The organism is Ruegeria sp. TASC047 (assembly GCF_059612445.1).
Window position 1 is genome coordinate 336,448 of the sequence record NZ_JBXWQP010000029.1, and the last position, 20,526, is coordinate 356,973.

16 protein-coding genes are annotated in these 20,526 nt (G+C 57.4%); 9 read left to right on the top strand and 7 right to left on the bottom strand.

The genetic code is table 11. The features are described 5' to 3' along the window. Nucleotides 1-24: 24 nt before the first annotated feature. Nucleotides 25-1,953, top strand: coding sequence for an FAD-dependent monooxygenase (locus tag AC2FLO_RS09460; RefSeq protein WP_496752471.1), 1,929 nt, complete (start codon nt 25-27; stop codon nt 1,951-1,953). 164 nt (nt 1,954-2,117) lie between these two features. On the opposite strand, the gene AC2FLO_RS09465 is transcribed toward AC2FLO_RS09460, so the two are convergent. Both AC2FLO_RS09465 and AC2FLO_RS09470 read right to left on the bottom strand, forming a co-directional pair. Then, a complete protein-coding gene (locus AC2FLO_RS09465) occupies nt 2,118-3,128 on the bottom strand; it encodes an Ldh family oxidoreductase (RefSeq protein ID WP_496752470.1) in 1,011 nt (336 codons plus the stop codon). A 31-nt stretch (nt 3,129-3,159) separates the two neighbouring features. After that, entirely contained in the window at nt 3,160-5,589 is a 2,430-nt protein-coding gene (locus AC2FLO_RS09470; RefSeq protein WP_496752469.1) for a GcvT family protein, read from the bottom strand. Nucleotides 5,590-5,931: 342 nt separating this feature from the next. On the opposite strand from AC2FLO_RS09470, the gene xylB reads away from it, so the two are divergent. Genes xylB through AC2FLO_RS09485 form a run of 3 tightly spaced genes read left to right on the top strand, consistent with a single transcriptional unit; the run spans nt 5,932 to nt 9,631 of the window. Continuing rightward, nucleotides 5,932-7,389 carry a xylulokinase gene (gene xylB, locus AC2FLO_RS09475; RefSeq protein ID WP_496752467.1) on the top strand — a complete coding sequence of 486 codons (1,458 nt, stop codon included), beginning with the start codon at nt 5,932-5,934 and terminating at the stop codon, nt 7,387-7,389. Then, entirely contained in the window at nt 7,386-8,336 is a 951-nt protein-coding gene (locus tag AC2FLO_RS09480; protein ID WP_496806601.1) for an aldose epimerase family protein, read from the top strand. Before xylB ends, AC2FLO_RS09480 begins: the two co-directional genes overlap by 4 nt. Continuing rightward, the gene (locus AC2FLO_RS09485; RefSeq protein WP_496752464.1) at nt 8,333-9,631 is read left to right on the top strand and encodes a cytochrome-c peroxidase; all 1,299 of its coding nucleotides are present in this window, start codon (nt 8,333-8,335) and stop codon (nt 9,629-9,631) included. The genes AC2FLO_RS09480 and AC2FLO_RS09485 overlap by 4 nt, the downstream gene beginning before the upstream one ends. Here AC2FLO_RS09485 and AC2FLO_RS09490 read toward each other — a convergent pair whose 3' ends face one another. Together AC2FLO_RS09490 and AC2FLO_RS09495 are read right to left on the bottom strand one after the other, a co-directional pair. Beyond that, nucleotides 9,632-11,143 carry a CRTAC1 family protein gene (locus AC2FLO_RS09490; RefSeq protein WP_496752462.1) on the bottom strand — a complete coding sequence of 504 codons (1,512 nt, stop codon included), beginning with the start codon at nt 11,141-11,143 and terminating at the stop codon, nt 9,632-9,634. After that, nucleotides 11,133-12,350, bottom strand: coding sequence for an ROK family transcriptional regulator (locus AC2FLO_RS09495; RefSeq protein ID WP_496752460.1), 1,218 nt, complete (start codon nt 12,348-12,350; stop codon nt 11,133-11,135). Before AC2FLO_RS09495 ends, AC2FLO_RS09490 begins: the two co-directional genes overlap by 11 nt. 152 nt (nt 12,351-12,502) lie before the next feature. Here AC2FLO_RS09495 and xylF point away from each other — a divergent pair, with 152 nt between their 5' ends. From xylF to AC2FLO_RS09520, 5 genes are all read left to right on the top strand, one after another. Then, nucleotides 12,503-13,522 (top strand): D-xylose ABC transporter substrate-binding protein, encoded by a 1,020-nt coding sequence (gene xylF, locus AC2FLO_RS09500; protein WP_496752459.1) that lies wholly within the window; start codon nt 12,503-12,505, stop codon nt 13,520-13,522. Between the two features lie 76 nt (nt 13,523-13,598). Then, entirely contained in the window at nt 13,599-14,897 is a 1,299-nt protein-coding gene (locus AC2FLO_RS09505) for a sugar ABC transporter permease (protein ID WP_496752457.1), read from the top strand. Further along, a complete protein-coding gene (locus AC2FLO_RS09510; protein WP_267364642.1) occupies nt 14,897-15,694 on the top strand; it encodes an ATP-binding cassette domain-containing protein in 798 nt (265 codons plus the stop codon). Before AC2FLO_RS09505 ends, AC2FLO_RS09510 begins: the two co-directional genes overlap by 1 nt. 10 nt (nt 15,695-15,704) lie before the next feature. Next, nucleotides 15,705-17,012, top strand: coding sequence for a xylose isomerase (xylA, locus tag AC2FLO_RS09515; RefSeq protein WP_496752455.1), 1,308 nt, complete (start codon nt 15,705-15,707; stop codon nt 17,010-17,012). Nucleotides 17,013-17,101: 89 nt separating this feature from the next. Beyond that, nucleotides 17,102-18,565, top strand: coding sequence for an MATE family efflux transporter (locus AC2FLO_RS09520; RefSeq protein WP_496806602.1), 1,464 nt, complete (start codon nt 17,102-17,104; stop codon nt 18,563-18,565). Nucleotides 18,566-18,574: 9 nt separating this feature from the next. Here AC2FLO_RS09520 and AC2FLO_RS09525 read toward each other — a convergent pair whose 3' ends face one another. From AC2FLO_RS09525 to AC2FLO_RS09535, 3 genes are all read right to left on the bottom strand, one after another. Then, a complete protein-coding gene (locus tag AC2FLO_RS09525) occupies nt 18,575-19,672 on the bottom strand; it encodes a M56 family metallopeptidase (RefSeq protein ID WP_496752451.1) in 1,098 nt (365 codons plus the stop codon). Continuing rightward, nucleotides 19,659-20,054 carry a BlaI/MecI/CopY family transcriptional regulator gene (locus tag AC2FLO_RS09530; RefSeq protein WP_209504337.1) on the bottom strand — a complete coding sequence of 132 codons (396 nt, stop codon included), beginning with the start codon at nt 20,052-20,054 and terminating at the stop codon, nt 19,659-19,661. Before AC2FLO_RS09530 ends, AC2FLO_RS09525 begins: the two co-directional genes overlap by 14 nt. Before the next feature lie 65 nt (nt 20,055-20,119). Beyond that, on the bottom strand, nt 20,120-20,524 hold the full coding sequence (locus tag AC2FLO_RS09535; RefSeq protein ID WP_480583453.1) for a DUF2160 domain-containing protein: 405 nt from the start codon (nt 20,522-20,524) through the stop codon (nt 20,120-20,122). Nucleotides 20,525-20,526 lie beyond the last annotated feature (2 nt).

Genomic DNA, 20,526 nt, shown 5'->3' on the forward strand with positions numbered 1-20,526 from the left:
CATGAACCTGCGGAGGAGGGGACAATGCAATATTACGTTGATGGATTTCGTCCGGGTGATCCGGATATCAAACCGGCTGCGTTCGGTCACCACAACCACCCCACAACCTTCCCCGAAAAGGTTGATGTTCTGATCGCGGGTTGTGGACCGGCCGGGCTTTGCCTTGCGGCGCAACTGGCCGGGTTCGCCGAAATTTCGACAATGATCGTGGATCAAAAGCCGGGTCCGATGGAGAAAGGCCAGGCGGACGGTGTCAACGTCCGTTCGATGGAGATGTTTCAGGCGTTTGGTTTCGCTGAGAAAGTGAAGCGCGAAGCGTATTGGGTCAACCAAACGGCATTCTGGACGCCCGATCCCGCAAACCCGGACCACATCCGCCGGGCGGGCACGGTGCAGGACGTGGCCGACGATCAATCCGAGATGCCACATACCTTGATGAATCAGGCCCGGATTCATGAGCTGTTTCTGGAGGTGATGAGAAATGCTCCAACGCGGTTGCAACCCCATTACGGGCTTCGTGTCAGCGATTTGACGATTGATACCGGTTCCACGGATCACCCTGTCACGGCCGAGCTTGAACGCCTGGGCGATGATGGTGACGTGGTTAAACGGCTTACAGTACGTGCGAACTATGTCGTAGGCTGTGACGGTGCACGCAGCAATGTGCGCAGGGCTATCGGGGGTAAGCTGCAAGGCGACGCCGCACACCAGGCGTGGGGCGTTATGGACATATTGGCGAATTCCGATTTCCCCGACTTGCGGCGGAAATGCCTTGTTCAATCGGCTTCGGAAGGAAACGTTCTGATCCTTCCACGCGAAGGCGGATACCTGTTCCGAATGTATGTCGAGCTTGACAAGCTGAACCCGGATGAGCGGGTCGCCAACCGCAATCTGACGGCTGACCATATCATCGCTGCCGCGAACCGGATCATGCGTCCTTATTCCATCGACGTAAAAGAAGTCGTTTGGTGGTCGGTCTACGAGATCGGCCACAGGTTGACCGACAAGTTCGACGATGTCCCGCAGCATGAAATTGCAACACGTACCCCGCGCGTGTTCACGGCGGGCGACGCCTGCCACACCCATAGCCCCAAGGCGGGTCAGGGGATGAACGTGTCGATGGGCGATACATTCAACCTGGGTTGGAAACTGGTGCATGTGCTGACAGGAAGGTCAATGCCTGACCTTCTTCACAGCTACTCGGCCGAGCGTTTGCAAGAGGCCAAAAGACTGGTCGAAACCGACCATAAATGGGCCCGGATCATGAGTGCGCCACCGGGCGATTCAGAGCTTGACGGCACCGACATGCCCCGATTTCAAAAACAGTTTATTGAAAATCTGGAATTCACTGGCGGGCTTTCGGTTCACTATGGGCCTTCGGACTTGGTCGCCGAACCGGTTCACCAGCATCTGGCGCGTGGGCTGGTCATAGGCAAGCGATTTCATTCCGCACCAGTTGTCCGGCTTGCGGATGCTATGCCTATGCAATTGGGACATGTGGCCGAAGCGGATGCGCGCTGGAGGCTCTATGCCTTCGCAGAACAGGGAGACGCAGGTACGCAAGACGGATCGATCCATCACCTTTGCGAGGCTTTGCAAAGCGATCCGAGCTCTCCTCTGCGACGGTTTGCGCGCCCTGACGAAGACATCGACGGTTTGATAGATCTACGGGCCATCTTCCCGCAGGATTTCAATTCGCTGGCCTATGAGGATATGCCGTCTCTTTTGAAACCCGAGAAGGGCAGGTATGGCCTGCGCGACTTCGAGAAGGTTTTTTGCGTTGATCACAAGAGGCGCGAAGACATCTACGAAATGCGCGGAATTGATCGGACAAAGGGCTGTATGGTCGTCGTCAGACCGGACCAATATGTGGCGCATGTTTTGCCTCTGGAGTGTCACGCTGACCTGTTTGACTTCTTCTCCAGACTATTTGTTTCGGGCGGCGGTCGATAAGTACGACGTCTCAGGTCACAACGGACCGCCGTTCCGAGGGGAGAATGGTTTGTCGCATCCGTGCTTGGTTCTGCAGGATTGCCGCCTGGGCAAATCTGGATTGGCGCTTGAAGCCGCCCGTGTCGCAGGAAGGCTCTCTAGCCAGGAAGCTAAGCGCGGGTATTTCAGGACGCGTTTAACGCGGCCAGAACCTCGGTGCTGACCACAACACCGTCAGCCTCGGCTGCCGCCCGTTTGGCCAGACGCCCGTCACCCGGAACACGGGCTTCCCCATTGCCGACAATTTCTGCGCAAATGCGCGTGATAAATTGATTGAAGGCCGCGTTGCCGAACCGCGTCGGATCAATCGCAATCAGTGTTGCACCGCCTTTGATGTTCAGGGCCCCGAACGCCTCGCGTTCCTGATTGTCTACGGAAAGGGTTCCACCTGCCAGGGCGGCACCCAACACTTCAACCATGAAAGCGATTGCGGCGCCCTTGTGCTCGCCAAAAGGTAACAGGCTGCGGGTTTCCAGGATGGCGTTCGGGTCCGTACTGGGCGCGCCGTCAGGGTCCAGCCCGGCAGGGCGGGGCAGGTCGTGCCCTTCGGCTGCGGCCATGCGGATATCCATCAAAGCAACCATTGAAGACGCCTGATCCCAGACTATCGGCGCACCGTCCTCGCGTGGGCAGGCAAAAGACATCGGGTTGGTGCCAAATACCGGGCGCACCCCACCTTGCGGCACCACCATGGACAATGAGTTGACCACGGCAAACGCCACCAGACCCGCTTCGGCCAGCGGTTCGGTGTCAAACCGCAACGCGCCCAGATGGTGGCAATTTACGCAGGTGAAAGCGGCAATGCCGTTTTCCCGCGCCATTTCGATCAACGCGTCGCGGGCTTCTGCTGCGGCGACCTGATAGTACCCGTTATCTGCGTTACAGCGCAGAACGCCCGGGGCAGCCTTTTCTATCTTAGGTTTCGCATTGCCGTTTGCATAGCCCGAGGTGAAGCTTTGGACATAGACCGGCAGCATACGCAATCCGTGGCTGCGCGGTCCGTCCCGCTCGGACCGGGTAACAATGTCGGCCAGAATATCGCTGCCCTGCGCGTTTACACCGGCAGAAACAAGTACGGATTTCGCGAGCGCCCGAACCTCGGCAAGAGAAAGCGTTTTGGTCGATTGTTCGGTCATCTTTTCAAATCCAGTCTTTTTACTTCAGGGGTCAGGCACGCGCACGCGCGCTGGTGGGATCAACGGCGCAAGTATCGATCACCTCGGCATCACGCATTTCGTTATGGACCAACACCTGCATCCGTGTACCCGGCGCGGTCATATCGTTTGGTACAAGTGCCATCGCTATGTCGTGGTTGCAATAATAAGAGAACCCGCCCGACGTAACGTGCCCGATCAGTTCACCGTTTGCATAAACGCCTTCATCGAACATCACCGAAGTTTCGCCAAAGGGAAGTTTCAACGTGACCAGCCGTTTGTGATTGCCCTCGCTTCTCTGCTTCTCCAGCGCCGTTTTTCCGATGAACTCTCGCCCCTCGGTGACAACAAACCGATCAAGGCTGGCCTCATACGGTGTCATGTCCTTGCAAATCTCGCGGTTGATGGCGCGATAGGATTTTTCAAGGCGCATGGATTCCAAAGCCTCAAGACCGAAGGGTTTTACACCGGCTTTCAAAAGCAGGTCGACAAGGTGGCGGTTATACCCGACCGGATGGTGCAGTTCCCAACCCAGCTCGCCTGTGTAAGATACCCGAAGCAGGTGAACGTCTTTGGCATAGCCCACTTCACCTTTTTGTGCAGAGAGCCAGGGAAAAGCAGCATTCGACAAATGGTTGTCGGTGAGGGGTTGCAAAATCTCGCGCGCCTTGGGACCGGCCAGCGCGATCACACCCAACTGTTCCGAAACGTCTTCAAGGATAACCGATTGATCTTGTGGTAGCAGGCGTTGCAGCTGATCCCAGTTATAGGCGCGCCAATTCGGGGTAGAGACCAGGTAAAAATCATTCTCGGCATAGCGGACAACTGTGTATTCCGCATCCATGCCACCTTTTGGATTCAACAAGAGCGACAGGTTCATCCGGCCCACTTTGGGCAATTTGTTTGCCATCAGACCATCCAGCCACCGCGCGGCGCCGGGACCGCGTACAGTAAACTTGGTCATCGGCGACATCTCGATGAACCCGGCCGCCTCGCGGGTGGAACGTACTTCATCCTGAACGCGTTCCATGTGGTTAGTGCGGCGGAAAGAATGTTCAGGGATCGCCTCTTGCGGCGATTTGGCGAACCAGCGCGGGAATTCGTAGCCGTTGAAGCTGGTCCAGACTGCGCCATGCGCCGTCAGCAGATCGTAAGACCCCACGGTTTTCATTGGGCGCGCGTCCGGGAAATCTTCACGGGGGATATGCGCGTTCATATGTGTGCCCCAGGTTTCGCGAACCTTGTCCATGGTCCAGCGTTTGGAGGCGTAGTCAGAGAAACGGCGCGGGTCCAGTTCCGACATGTCCATGCCCGGATCACCGTCGACGATCCAGCGGGCCAGCCGTTCGCCCACGGTGCCGCCCCACAGAATGCCACCGGGCATCCCTTCGGCCAGCCACAGGTTTCTGTGCCCCGGCGCTGGCCCGGCAAGTGGCAATTCGTCCGGCGTCATTTGGAAGGGGCCGCGCGTGTTGGCCTTGATGCCCACCTCGCCAAGAACTGGAACCCGTTCGATTGCCCGTGCCCATTGGGTTTCCACGGCATCGAAATCCTCGGGCAAGAGGTCTGCGCCAAAGTCAGGTGGCACGCGGTCTTCGGCAAACAGTTTTAGGTCCTTGGTGAATTCATAGGGCCCGAACTGAATGCCACCGACATCTTCGCGCAGATATGCGCCGTAATCCTCATCCCGCAGGATCGGGAACTCGGGCAAACCCTGCGCGCGACGTTCCTTGAGCAGTGGAACGGTTTCCGTGGTCCAGTACTGGTGAACGATGGGAATGCAGGGCAGGTCCAGCCCAACGCGCCGGGCATTTTCACGGGCATAGTTGCCGGTGGCAAAAACCAGATGCTCGCAGTTAATCTCACCCTGATTGGTGGTCACTTTCCAATGACCGCTTTCCAGCTTTTTATACGCCTGTGCTTCGGTGTTCTGACAGATTGTGGCGCCTGCATCCCGCGCCAGTTTTGCCATTGCCATGGTGATGTCCGCCGGGTTCACATAGCCGTCCTCGGTATGCAGGATACCGCCGCGAATATGCTCGGACTGGCTCAAAAGGGGGTGAACTTCGGCAATTTCCGCCGGTGTCAACAGTTTGCAGGGCACACCGGCGGCCTCGGCAATCGAGATATATGACTGGAATTCATCCCAACGTTCCTGGGTGTTGGCAACGCGCAGCTGACCCACTTTGCGCAAGCCTACCGACGCACCCATCTTCTGTTCGACTTCGGAATAGATGCGGATGGTTTCCATCGTCATCTTCGACACTTTATGGGACCGCACGAAGGTGACCAGCAGACCTGCGGCATGCCAGGTCGAGCCTGAGGTCAGCGTGGTCCGTTCCAGCATCACCGCATCGCTACAGCCGTGCTGTGTCAGCCCATACAGAATGGACGCGCCCACACATCCGCCGCCAACGACAACAACTTTGGCATGTGACTTCATTTGCCGATTTCCTTCTTGCGACTGATCATGGTGTCAGACGCTCTGCCTGCCCGAAATCAGTAAGATGAGAACGTTCCGAAGTTTTTACGGAAACATGGCGCCAGACAATCGCAAAAAATCTCTCCTGCGGCTTAGTTCAGGTCACCTCTCACCGGGTGCCTTCGCATTGGTCGCTGTCTGGGTCCCGGTCATTCGGTGCTGTCCAGCACGGCATCAATTTTTATGTGCCTTGTGTTGTTTCACCTTGTTATGTTAGCGCAAACTGTGCCAGTGAAACCTGATACCTTTGCAAAACTGGGTTTCTGTTGCCTACGTATTGCGGCTTACAAGTGGGAGAAACAGGTGTATCTCGGTCTTGATTTGGGGACGTCAGGTCTTCGGGGAATTGTGGTCAGTGAAGACGGCGACGTCGTTGCCGAGGCCGAAGCGAGCGTCAGCACATCGACACCGCATCCGGGCTGGTCAGAGCAGGAGCCTGCGGATTGGGTTGAAGCGTGTCAAAAGGTCGTTGCCCAGTTGCGCGGGCAAAACAACGCTGCGTTTTCGGCAGTGCGCGGCATTGGTCTTAGCGGGCATATGCATGGCGCGACGCTTCTGGACCGAAATGGTAGCGTCTTGAGGCCCTGTATCCTTTGGAACGACACAAGGTCTGCCCGCGAAGCTGCCGAACTGGATGCGCATTCCGCGATGCGATCGATCACCGGAAACATCGTTTTTCCCGGCTTTACTGCGCCTAAACTGGAATGGGTGCGCAGGCATGAACCTGACGTTTTTGAAAAGACCGCCAAAGTCTTGCTCCCCAAAGACTATTTACGCTTCTGGCTGACCGGAGAATACATCAGCGACATGTCTGACAGCGCGGGTACAGCGTGGTTGGACGTCGGATGCCGTGAATGGTCGGAAACAGCGCTTGAGCTAAGCCACATGCGTTGGGATCAGATGCCCGAACTGGTCGAAGGCAGCACTGCCGGGGGCGAGCTGAGGGCGGAGATTTTGCAGCACTGGGGTCTGACCGGACCCGTTGTTGTTGCCGGCGGGGCTGGCGACAACGCGGCGGCGGCCTGTGGTATTGGAAGCATCGCCGAAGGCAGCGGTTTTCTATCGCTGGGAACGTCGGGTGTGCTGCTGGTTGCCAAGGACAGTTACGCGCCCGCACCGGAAACGGCGGTTCACTGCTTCTGCCACGCGGTGCCGGAGCGCTGGATTCAAATGGGCGTCATCCTGTCGGCGACCAACAGCCTGAACTGGCTGTCCCGGAATCTCGGCCAATCCGTTGGTGCACTCGCATCGGCTTTGCCGGATACCGTCACCGGGCCGTCGAAGACCACATTCCTGCCATACCTGTCGGGGGAACGTACCCCTCATAATGACAGCGCCATCCGGGGGGCGTTTCTTGGGTTGGATATTGCGTCGGATCCAGCGGATCTTGCACAGTCCGTGATGGAAGGTGTCTCATTCGCGCTGCGCGATTGCCTTGAGGCCCTCAGGAGCACGGGAACAAAGCCTGAAAGCCTGATGGTTGTGGGTGGGGGCGCACGATCCCGGTTCTGGGTCGAGACGCTGGCAACTGTTCTGAGCGTCCCGCTTGCCTTGCCCAAAGGCAGTGAATTCGGAGCCGCCATCGGCGCGGCGCGCCTTGCTGCCTGTGCAGTAGACGGCGCAGACCCGGTGGAACTCATGACATCGCCAGAAATCTCTGAAATTGTTCAGCCGCGCGCGGGGTTATTCGATGCCTATGAGGCTGAATATCAAAGATATCGCCAGTTTTATGCGGCACTATCCCCCTTGTCTACGCCATGATGAAGGGCGTCACTTCCCTACCCATCGAACAGGTTGTTCTGGAAGATGGTGCGATGTCGGTTTCCCTGCTGAGCTATGGGGCGATCACACAAGGGTGGTGGATCGGTGAAACGCCCTTGATCCTGGGCTATCCAAACCCGCAGGAATATCTGACGGACCCGTATTTTCTGGGTGCAATCGTGGGTCGCGTCGCCAATCGGATCGGTGGCGCAAAGTTTAAAATTCAGGATGCCGCTTATCGCCTGATGGCGAATGAGGGGGAAAACACGCTGCATGGCGGTGTGGTCGGGCTGTCACGCAGCCACTGGATTATCAGGAAGACCAAGCCGAACCGTGCGGTTCTGTCCTTGACGTCACCTGACGGCGCTGACGGTTTTCCCGGAGAAATCAGGTTCGTGATTCATGTCGAGCTGGCTTTTCCACGGCTGACTTACACGATCACCGCATGGCCGGACCGGCCTACGCCGATCAGCATTGCGCAGCACAATTACTATACTCTTGGGTGCCAAAGCGGTATTCTTGGCAACCGTTTGACCCTGAATTCCAAGCGGGTACTGGAACTGGACGACAGCTCCACTCCGACAGGCGTCGTGGATGAGATCGAAAACCAAGCGCTGGATTTCTCATCCCCGCGCGTTATCGGTGATGAGGGGCGCGGCCTTGACCACTACTTCGTGTTTGAAGAGGCGGGCAATTTCGATCGACCGGTTGCCACAGTCGAAACACCGTCAGGTTTGCGTATGAATATCTACTCTGATCAGCCCGGCGCGCAGGTCTATTCTGCCGCGCACCTGTCCGATCCTTTCAGGCCATGCGCAGGGCTTTGCATTGAACCGTCCGGTTACACGGACGCTGTGAACCAGCCCTTGTTTCCGTCCGCCATCTATTCTCCGGCCAATCCGTATAAACAAGTTCTGACGTTGGAAATCGCAGAGGATCAGGCATGAAAGTTGCGATATCGATGTATGCTCTGGCCTTTTGCGTGACACTGTCGGCGGCGCAGGCGCAGGACCTCGGGTCGCTTCCGCAATTTGTAGAACCGGACCTTGTCAAGGTCGAACTGGGACAGTTGCTGTTTTACGACCCGATCCTGTCGGGGAACAAAAACATCAGCTGCGCCACTTGTCATCATCCGAAACTGGGAACGTCAGACGCGCTGTCTCTGGGTATCGGCGAAGGCGGTGTGGGGCTGGGGGCAGCGCGCAGGCTTGATCAGGAAAACATGCCCGAGCAGCGCATTCCCCGAAATGCACCGGGGCTGTGGAACCTTGGAGCGCTGGAATTCACCACCTTTTTTCATGACGGGCGTCTTGAGGCAGACCCGTCACAGCCTGACGGGTTCCGAACGCCCTTGGGCACAGATATGAGGCCGGGCTTCCAATCTGCACTGGCCGCGCAAGCGATGTTCCCGGTCTTGTCGGCTGACGAAATGGCGGGCCACTATTCGGAAAACGAAGTGAGCAAAGCTGTGCGTCTTGGTTTGCTGACCCAAAAGGACGGCGCATGGGACCTTATCGCGGCGCGTGTTGCCGCAATCCCGGAATACAGGGCGCGCTTTGACCAGCTCGCGCCCGGAGAAGAGATCACTTTTACCGCAATCGCCAATATCATTGCCGATTTCATCGCCTTTGAATGGCGCGCTGACAACAGCCTGTTTGATCGCGCGATGCAGGGGAAAGAGGCGCTGCCCGAACAGGCACAAATGGGGCTCGACCTTTTTTACGGCAAAGCCGGGTGCAGCACCTGCCATTCCGGCTGGTTCCAGACGGATCATGGATTTCATTCTATCGCCATGCCGCAAATCGGGCCGGGAAAAGCCGCCCGGTTCGAGAACCATGTTCGCGATGACGGGCGATTGCGTGTGACGGGCAATGCGGATGACGCCTTCACATTTCGCACGCCATCCTTGCGCAATGTGACCCTTACGGCACCCTATGGTCACAACGGAGCTTACGCGCGGCTTGAAGATGTTGTCCGTCATCATCTGGATCCGGTCGCAGCTTTGCGCAGCTATTCGGTCGAAAAAGCAGCGTTGCCAGAGTTTCCGGGCGCGGAAGATCAAAAAGCCTTGCTCGACCCCACGCTGATTGAGGCGATTGCAGCGTCGAATGATCTGGCCCCAATCAGCCTGAGTGATGATGAAGTAAACGCCATTTTGAGTTTTCTTAACACATTGGAAGACCCGGCAGTCCGGCTGGGTGTGCCAGCGCATGTGCCTAGCGGTTTGCCTGTTGATCAATGATCAGCGGTCGATGCGAAGCACTTGATTGCTTCTGAAGGTCTGCCAATCACCAACTGTACGGTCTGGCCAGATAACCCGCAGCTCCAGTTCGTCCGCATTGCCCAGGCCAAAGTGGTGAAGCCCGGAGATGCCGCTTGCATGGCCGCCACCAATGGTCACTTCCCGCGTTTGAATTCCGTCGGTGGTTTTAACCTCGATGTAGCTGCCGACAGCTGCGCGGTTGGGTCGATCCTGGCCAAGATCAACCTGAATCCAGTTTCCAAGTTGTTGTTCGTTCTGAAATACCTCAAGCGCTGACCCGCGATTGACCACCAACAGATCAATCGATCCATCCCCGTTCAGGTCCGCCAGGGCCCCACCGCGGGACTTTCCCATTGAGGCGACACCCGCCGCTGAGGCAGCTTCAAAAAACTGACCATCTGCTGATTGCAGCAACAGGTTGTTGGGGTCGGTTTGCGCTGCATCGGGCATCTGTTCGACATTGCCCTTGGCGACAAATATGTCGTCGCGCCCGTCGTTATTGACGTCGCCGAACTGCGCATGCCAGCCGGTTGAGGGGCGACCATCGCCACCGACATGCGGCCTGTGAGCCGTTGTCCCCCGGTCATAAGTCGCGTCGCGCCATGTCGGCCCCTCGGCAGTAGGATCAAAGATCTGAAACTTCTGGTCCCCCATCGAGGTCAGGTAAACATCAGGGAAGCCGTCCCCTGATATATCCCTTGATGCAATCCCCATGCCCCAGATCGAATAGGGCAGCCACCCATCTTCCGGCGCATAAAGGCGTGGCGTGTCTTCCATGGCCCAAAGCTGCTCTTGCCCGCCGCGCACATAGTAATGGCGGTCGTTACTGACACGCAGGTCCGCGCGCCCGGTGCGCGCCCAGTCGGAAAACAGAATGGACAAGGAACAGTGGCCCGGCACCAGGTGGAGAGGCGGGCCATAGGCCGTCCTTTCGGGGCGATACAAAAGCGTCGGCCCGCAGGCTTCAAACGGGCCATCGGGATTGGTTCGATCGACATATGTTCCAAAAGCCAGTGTCGGCAGGGTTTGACCACTTTCCCAGGTGGCGGAAAAACCGGTGGTCCAGTGATCCTGAGACTGGAAATTCAACGAGGTGAACGGTTCGAATGCGCAATTCGCCTTGCCACGCAATAAAACGTCTTCGCCAACGCGCAAAACCGCCAGGTCCACAAACCCGTCCCCATCGATATCCAGTGGGTAGGCGCCGGTCACGCCGGTCAGGGACAGTGCGCTTGGCGTTTCTGACCGAAAACTGACATCGGGTCCTGATGTGTTGACAAACAATTGAGCCGGATTGGTTCCCCCTGCGGCAAACAGCTCGGGCCGATCATCGCCATTGCAGTCGAAAACGGCAACGCCTCCGCCCACGAAGTGCTCCCACCCGCCGTCGTAAACATGGCTGGGGACGTCGATGCTGTGAAACTGCGGAAGGTTGATGTCGGCCGTGGCGGTGGAAGCTGTCGCAAGCAGGGCTGTCAGTTTAATTCGCATTTTCCGCCAGTTCCCTGACTTTCAGGATCGAGACTTGTTCGATCCCATAGGCCGCTGCCCCTTTTGCCCACATTGAATCCCCCCAATGGTTTACGTTGATTTCAGGCAGTGGCGCGTCAACGCTGACGACACCGTTTTTGATGCGGGTCATTACTGCCTCGGAATGCAGGTATTCGAAACTGCCTCTGGTGCCGGACAGGATGATACATTCCGGATCGAACAGATTAATCAGGTTGGAAAGCCCCATTCCAAACATCTGGCCAGCGCGGGACAGAACTGAAATGGACCGGGCATCACCGGATTGGGCGGCCGCGTGAATATCAGCAAGAGTGTGCGGGTCAGTAGCCTGGCTGGCAATGGTTGCTTCGCGGATCAGGGCATATTCCCCAACATAAGCTTCAAGGCATCCGCGTTGCCCACACTGGCACAATGCGCCATCCAGCTGAACTTTGACATGCCCGAATTCCGCGCCGCAGCCGCGCTCGCCGCGATAAAGCTTGCCATCCAAAACAATGCCCAGACCAATGCCGTGTTCTATCGTGACAACCAGAAAGTTCTTCAGCCCTTTGCCAAGACCGAAAAGCTGTTCGGCCTTTGCAACCAGATTGGCGTCATTCTCGACAAAAGCGGGGCAGGGGAGCGCTTGGGACAGAAGCGGGCTCAGATCCACGTTGCGCACTGTCAGCGAAGATGACCAATGTACAAAATTCCGCTCTGCGTCGACCAGTCCGGCAATCCCGATGCAGACGCCGGAGACCTCTGTCAGGGACCTGCTTGCAGAGGCGCAGGCCTGTTCCAGCGCCGTGCATATCTTTATTGCAAACGCCTCCGGGGCCATCCGGGCCTCTTCCAACGGATGTGTGTAGGAGATGATCTCAGTGCCTTCAAAATCGACCAGGATGACTGAAATCTGGTGCCGGGCCACTTTTACACCTGCAATCAAATGACATCCGCCGTGCAGTTTCAGCAGCACACGTGGTCTGCCGCGGCGCGCGGATTTTGACGGTGTTTCGCTTTCGATTTCCTGAATCAGACCAGCTGAAAGCAGGTCTGACGTTGCTGTTGTCACTGTCGCCGGGCTGGTCTCAAGCGCGCTTGCAATGTCGATCCGCGATATCGCTCCGGTCGACCGGATTTGTTCCAGCACGCGCAAGCGGGTGATGTTTCGTTGATCCGTAGCGTTTGAAGAAACCTTGCTTTTCAGCATTCTGCCCTCGCGAATCTGGTGATTTCCCAAGCGTAAGCGGTTTTTCTTCTTTCCGGTAGCATAAATATTTTACTGACTGAAATAAATATGCTACTCAGAATTGTGAGAGCCACGAATCATGAAGCGATGGCTCGATAAACCGGGAGGAAATCATGAAACGAATTCTCAGCGCTTCTGCTGTGGCCGTCCTGATGGGGACGGTTGCGTTTGCAGAAACTACGGTCGGTGTCAGCTGGTCGAACTTCCAGGAAGAGCGCTGGAAAACCGACGAGGCGGCAATCAAAGCCGCGCTTGAGGCTGGCGGTGCCGAGTATATATCGGCAGATGCGCAATCGTCGTCGGCCAAGCAGTTGTCGGATATTGAAAGCCTGATCGCCCAGGGCGTTGATGCGCTGATCATTCTGGCGCAGGACTCTCAGGCCATCGGACCGGCTGTTCAGGCAGCGGCCGACGAAGGTATCCCAGTCATCGCATATGACCGTTTGATCGAAGATAATCGGGCCTTCTACCTGACTTTTGACAATGTCGAAGTCGGTCGTATGCAGGCGCGTGCGGTGTTCGACGCCATGCCCAAGGGCAACTATGTGATGATCAAGGGCTCGCCCACCGACCCGAACGCGGATTTCCTGCGCGGTGGTCAACAGGAGATCATTCAGGGCGCTGTTGACAGTGGTGACATTGTGATCGTCGGCGAAGCCTATACCGACGGCTGGCTGCCTGCGAACGCGCAGCGCAACATGGAACAAATCCTGACCGCCAACGAAAACAAAGTCGATGCTGTGGTCGCGTCAAATGACGGAACCGCAGGCGGTGTAGTTGCTGCACTGACCGCACAAGGTATGGACGGCATTCCGGTGTCGGGTCAGGATGGCGACCATGCGGCGCTGAACCGGGTGGCCAAAGGCACGCAAACCGTTTCGGTCTGGAAAGACGCACGTGAGCTGGGCAAGGCCGCAGGTGAAATCGCGGTCGCGCTGAGCGGTGGAACGGCTGCGGCGGACGTCGAAGGCGCGGTCAGCTGGACTTCGCCCGGTGGGACTGAGATGACGTCTGTCTTCCTGGCGCCTGTGCCGATCACAAAAGACAACCTTTCCGTTGTGGTCGATGCTGGCTGGATTCCGCTGGAAGACCTGTGCCAGGGCGTCGAGAACGGCCCTGCACCCTGCAACTAAGTCAAGTCTCCAAACCATAACGTCTCTGGCCCGCAAGGCCGGGCCAGAGACCATAGCTGAACATGAAAGATCGGATATGACCGAAACTTCGTCTCAGCCGGTACCCCAAAAAGCAAAGGCCAACCTGTTCCAGCAACTGGAACTGGACATGCGGCTATTGGGCATGATCGGCGCCTTCATCATCCTGTGCATCGGCTTCAACATCGTAACGGATGGCCGTTTTCTGACGCCCAGAAACCTGTTCAACCTGTCGATCCAGACCGTCTCGGTCGCGATAATGGCCTGCGGCATGGTGTTCATTATCGTGATGCGCCACATTGATCTTTCGGTCGGCGCGCTGCTGGCGACCACATCCGCCGTCATGGCGATGACACAGACCGAGCTTCTGCCGAACGTGCTGGGGTTAGGTTTAAATCACCCGGCGACTTGGGCAATCACCCTTGTTGTCGGCCTTTCAGTCGGAACCTTGATCGGCGCATTCCACGGTTGGATGGTCGGCTATCTGACGATACCGGCCTTTATCGTGACGCTTGGCGGTTTTCTGGTCTGGCGCAACGTCGCCTGGTACATGACAGACGGCCAGACTATCGGCCCGCTGGACAGCACGTTCCTGATATTTGGCGGAACCAACGGGACGTTGGGAACAACGGTCAGCCTTCTGTTCGGCCTTGCCGCCACCGCTATTGCGGTCTGGGCGTTGTGGAGCGGACGCCGCTCCAAGGCTGCCCATGGGTTCCCTGTGAAACCGGTTTGGGCTGAAACAACTTTGGCGGGGATCATTGGCATCGCCATTATGGGTTATGTCTTGATCGTCAACAGTTACTCGATCCCCACACGCAGGCTGGAACGTATGTTCGAAGCGCGGGGCGAGACCATGCCTGAAGGGCTTGTTGTGGGTTATGGTATCCCGATCTCGGTTCTGATCCTGATCCTTGTTGCAGTAACCTTGACTGTTGTGGCCCGCAAAACCCGATTTGGCCGCTATATCTTTGCCACGGGGGGCAACCCGGATGCGGCGGAACTGTCGGGCATCAATACCCGTATGATGACCGTCAAGATCTTTGCCCTGATGGGGTTCCTGTGTGCGCTGTCGGCGGTCGTGGCCTCGGCCCGTCTGGCCAACCACTCGAACGATATCGGCACATTGGATGAGCTTCGCGTGATTGCTGCGGCCGTGATCGGCGGCACCGCCCTGTCCGGCGGTATCGGTACGATTTACGGCGCGATCCTTGGCGCGCTGATCATGCAGGCGCTGCAATCGGGCATGGCCATGGTTGGCGTGGACGCGCCGTTTCAGAACATCGTCGTGGGCACCGTTCTGGTTTTGGCCGTCTATATCGACATCGTCTATCGCAAACGTCTGGGAGCGAAATGATGCAAGCACAAGAAACACAGAACCAAACTTCGGGCCGTGGGTCCGGCCAGCCTCCGCTTGTCGAAATGCGCGATATCTCGATTTCGTTCGGCGGTATCAAGGCGGTGGACCGTGTCTCGGTCGATCTGTACCCGGGCGAGGTTGTGGGCCTTCTAGGCCACAATGGGGCCGGTAAATCTACGCTGATCAAGGTGCTTTCCGGCGCCTATCAGATGGACCACGGAGAGATTCTGATCGACGGCAAGAAGGTTGAGATCAACAACCCCCGCGATGCGCGTGCCAACAATATTGAGACGATCTACCAGACGCTGGCCTTGGCGGACAATCTGGATGCAAGTTCGAACCTTTTCCTGGGGCGGGAAATGGTCACGCCCTTCGGGCTGGTCAACGATGCCGCGATGGAGGCCGAATGCCGCAAGATCATGGCACAGTTGAACCCGAACTTTCAGAAGTTCAATGACCCGGTCTCGGCGCTATCCGGCGGTCAGCGGCAGTCGGTGGCCATCGCGCGTGCGGTGTACTTCAACGCGCGTATCCTGATCATGGACGAGCCCACAGCCGCGCTTGGCCCACACGAAACACAGATGGTGGCGGACCTGATCCAGCAGCTCAAGGCGCAGGGGATCGGGATTTTCCTGATCGACCACGACGTGCATGCAGTGATGGAGTTGTGCGACCGGGCTTCGGTCATGAAAAACGGGCAACTGGTTGGCACTGTCGACATCGCCGATGTCACGGATGACGATCTGTTGTCGATGATCATTCTGGGCAAGAAGCCCGGCGAAAAGACGGAATGAGGTAAACGAGATGACGAGCGGTTTCTTTCAGGGGATCGAGCAGGTCCAATTCGAGGGCGAGAACAGTAAGAACCCGCTCGCATTCCGTCACTACAACCCGGACGAGATCGTGATGGGTAAGCGTATGGAGGATCACCTGCGTTTTGCCGTGGCGTGGTGGCACTCGTTCGCCTGGGAAGGCGGGGATCCGTTTGGTGGCTCGACTTTTGAACGCCCATGGCATCCGCAAGACGACATGGGCCGCGCCAAAATGAAGGCCGATGTCGCCTTTGAGATGTTCGAGATCCTTGGCCAACCCTATTTCTGCTGGCATGACGCGGATATCCGCCCCGAACAGGGGAACTTCGCCGACAATCTGCGCACTTTGAACGAGATCACCGATTATATCGGTGAAAAGATGCAGGCATCCGGCACTAAGCTGTTGTGGGGTACGGCCAATATGTTCAGCCATCGTCGCTGGATGGGGGGTGCCAGCACCAATCCCGACCCAGATGTCTTTGCATTTGCCGCTGCCACGGTGAAATCCTGTTTGGACGCGACCCACAAGCTGGGCGGCGAAAACTATGTGCTTTGGGGTGGGCGCGAGGGCTACGAGACGCTGCTCAATACCAACATGAAGGCCGAACTGGATCATATGGGCCGGTTCCTGAACATGGTGGTCGAGTACAAGCACAAGATCGGCTTCAACGGCACGATCCTCGTCGAACCCAAACCGCAGGAGCCGTCCAAGCATCAATATGATTTCGATGCGGCAACCTGCATCGGTTTCCTGCGCAAGTACGGCCTTGAGGATGAAATCAAGCTGAACCTGGAACAAGGGCACGCAATCCTGGCAGGACACAGCTTTGAACATGAGATCGCCGTTGCCTCGGCCGAAGGTATGCTTGGGTCCATCGACATGAACCGGAACGATTACCAGTCCGGGTGGGATACGGATCAGTTCCCCAACAACACGCCTGAAGTCGCGCTGGCTTATTACCACATCCTGAAAGCGGGCGGGTTTACCACGGGTGGTACCAATTTCGACGCCAAGCTTCGCAGGCAATCCATCGATGCCGAAGACCTGATCGCGGCGCATGTGGGCGGGATGGATATCTGCTCCCGGGGTCTGAAAGCGGCAGCTGCGATGCTTGAAGATGGTGGTCTGGAACAGGCACTGGCCGACCGGTATGCAGGCTGGAAAACGCCTAAAGCTCAGGCGATGCTAACCTCTGGCCTCGACGAGATTGCAGCGCGGGTACTTGCCGAAGACCTCAATCCTCAGCCACGCTCGGGGCGTCAGGAAGTGCTTGAGAACTACGTGAACCGCTTTGTGTAATTCCGGTCGTCTGAGCCTGAACTGAAATATTCGGTGTACAAAGCCCCGGAAACGCGTGAGTTTACTTAGGCGTTGTCCGGGGCTTTCCCTTGTCGAACGCAGTGGCATCATGGGCCCGTCCGGGTCGCGCAGGTGGGACGACCAAAGACTTGGTGGAAAAATCGGCAGGTAAGGCAATCTTTCTAAGTGGCAACCTGATGCTACATGTGACGCGCATGTCGCTGACCACGAGCATTGGATTGATGGCGATATTTGCTGTCGATTTTGTCGATATGGTCTTTATCTCGATGCTGGGCAACGACGCGCTGGCCGCAGCGGTAGGTTATGCCGGGACGCTGCTGTTTTTCACCAACGCAATCAATATCGGTCTGTCGATTTCTGCCGGGGCGCTGGTCGCGCGTGAGTTGGGCGGCGGGCGGGCTGAACAGGCAAGGCAATACGCATCCAGTGTCGCCGTTCTGGGGCTGATCGTCGGGTTGGTAACCTCTGTTCTGGTGTTGCTGAACGTCAGTTTTCTGCTGTCGCTGCTTGGCGCAAAGGGCGAGGTTTTGCGGCTGGCGACGCGTTATGTGTCGATCATTCTGCCGACCATGTGGGTGATGTCGATTGCGATGGCGGCGATGGCTGTGCTGCGCGCGCACGGCGATGCGCGCCGATCAATGATGGCAACGATTTACGGCGGCGTTGTGAATGCAGTTCTTGACCCGATTTTGATCTTTGCCGTCGGGCTGGGGTTGGATGGGGCCGCGATAGCCTCGGTTCTGGCGCGGCTATGCATGTTGGGAGCAGCATTGTGGCCCGCGCTGCGGGTGCATCAGGGATTTGCACGCCCATCGCTGAAACAGGTGGCACAGGACTTTCGGCCCGTGCGGGCCATCGCAATCCCTGCCGTTCTGACGAATGTCGCCACGCCGATCGGGAATGCCATCGTAGTGCGGGAAATTGCACAGTTTGGAACGGATGCGGTTGCGGGAATGGCGGTGATCGGGCGGCTGTTGCCGGTGGCGTTTTCGGTCATCTTTGCACTGTCCGGCGCGATAGGGCCAATCATCGGGCAGAATTTCGGGGCAGAAAAATTTGATCGCGTGCGTGCCGCGTTTTTGGCCGGGATCAAGTTCACCGCAATCTACGTTCTTTGCATGTCGGCCATTTTGTTTTTACTGCGTTCGCCAATTGCGAATTTGTTCGCAGCCCAGGGGGAAACGCGCGTACTGATTTATCTGTTCTGCGGCCCGCTGGCATTGGCTTCGTTCTTCAACGGTGTGATTTTTGTGACAAATGCCAGTTTCAACAATCTGGGCCATCCGGTCTATTCCACATGGATAAACTGGGGTCGTCACACTATTGGCACATGGGTGTTTGCCATGATTGGCTCACAAATCGCCGGGGCCTCGGGCGTTCTGCTGGGTCAGGCTTTTGGGGGCGTCATCTTTGCTGTCATAGGATGGGTTCTTGTCGCGCGCGTAGTGGCACGGCTGGAACGCGTGCAAACGCCCGAGCCTTTTGCCGATCAGGGGCGGCTTCACTCGCTGTTCGGGCGTCGCGGCTGGTAAGCGATCAGGTCAGTTCCCCTGATTGCGCGCTTCCAGCCGTTCCAGGTTGACCACTGTCGACAGCATCAGGCGGTCATGGCTCCAATCCCGTGTCTGCTGGATTGAGGCCGACCCCAGAGCCAAAAGCGCACCAAAGATCAGTGTCATTCCAAGGAACACTGCCGGTAGGGCAGGTACCGATGGCTGAACATCGGTCAGCGCGATTACACGTTGCCGCAATACGCGCTTTGCCTTACCGCCTGTCACAAAGGCAACATTCAGAACGCGTGGGCTGTTGGTTGAGATTGTCCGGGCGCAATAGTCCAGCAGGCACGCCGTGTATTCCCGCGCATCAATCCGTTTGCGCGCAACAACCGACTGGTCGCAGGCCAACTCGCGCAGCCGGCCGAACTGATACTTGAGCATCAGATAGGCGGGGTTCCAGAACAACAGCGGCCGCAGCAGCTCAAACCCCAGTTCCCATTCGACGTCACCCGTACGGATATGCTGAAACTCGTGGGCAAGTGCAAAACGCAACTCGCGCGGGGTGTCCAGCAGATGGCTGGGCAGAACGACGTGGCGGCGGCGAAGTCCTCGCACGGCAAAGGGCACAGTGATGCGATCGGAAAGTCGAATATCCACCTTGGCGGACCGCCGCCAAAGAAAACTGGAATTGACAGTCTGACGGATCGTCATTGCGTCCCGTAAGGCACGCGCGGCGTACACGGCTGCGATACAGGCAAGTATGGCGGCAACGAGGGTGATCACGGGCTGCCGCCCGGACAATGCCAGATCAACCCACCTTTCGCGGGTGTTCAGCAGTGCTTCGAACTGCGTGGCAGGCATTGCGATGTCACCGCGCAGATAGGCTGCAACGGCGATATCGCCAAGGGCCACGGCACTGCCCGGCCAAGCGTAAGTCGCCAGCGACGACACGCAAACCGCGAGAAACGGACTGGCAAGAACACAAATGCTCAAGGTCTTGAGCACCCGCAACTGTGCGACATAGCCATTGCGTAGGACGGTGCGGCTTAGGGCCGTGCGGGTCACCAGCCAGATGACCGCCGAAAATGCCAGCACGATGTTGAGTTCGATGAATGCGTCGAGAACCGGTCTAACCACTGTCATTTTGCAGTCTCCTCTCTACCAGTGCTCGAATTTCCTCCAGGTCGGCTTCGCTCAGCCCCGCGTCGTCGACCAGCCGCGCCACCAGTGTGGCGGGGGTGTCGTCGAAAAGCGTGCGCGACAGATTTTGAAGCGAACGGGCCTGATATCTGTCCTTTTCCAGAAGCGGCGTATAGATCAGGGTCTTTCCCGACTTGTGGCTTTCCACAAAACCCTTCTCGTCCAGAATGCGCAGGATCGTGGCCCCGGATGTATAGGCCAGGTTGCGTTCTGATGGCAGGCGGTCCAGGACATCACGCACCGAGCCTTGCCCGAGGGCCCAGAGCTCGTTCATGAACTCCAGTTCGACCTCGGTCAGCAGATTTGTTGTCTTTTTCTTTCGCATTGGTCTCGGTGTCGTCATGGTTAGTATGCCTGACAGACAAGCATCCTTTCGCGATTTCTCAAAGTCTAAACTTTCCAGAAAACAAAAACGCCCCAGCCAATGGACAGGAACAGCGGTGTCCAGACGGGTTGCCCGACCAATCCAAGCCACGCCAGGAAAATATATGCGGCCCCCAGAAGGGTGATGAACAGGCGATCCCCCAGCGTGGTTGTCAGCCCCAGAACCCCGCGCCGTTCAATTCCGTCGCGGAATTTGAAGCCCTCCAGCAAGCCAATGCATGCTATGGCCGAGAAGATACCGACAAACACGGCCAGCGTGGCAGGTGTCCATGCCATCCAGAAATCAGGCCAAAGGGGGTCCGTCCACGAGAACCCTTTTTCGGCCTCCTGTCCGACATTGCCCCATCCGGCCTTGGCCTGGGCAAAGGCTGTTGAGGGAAGGAAGGGGAGGGTGAGAAGCAGTTTTCGCATGT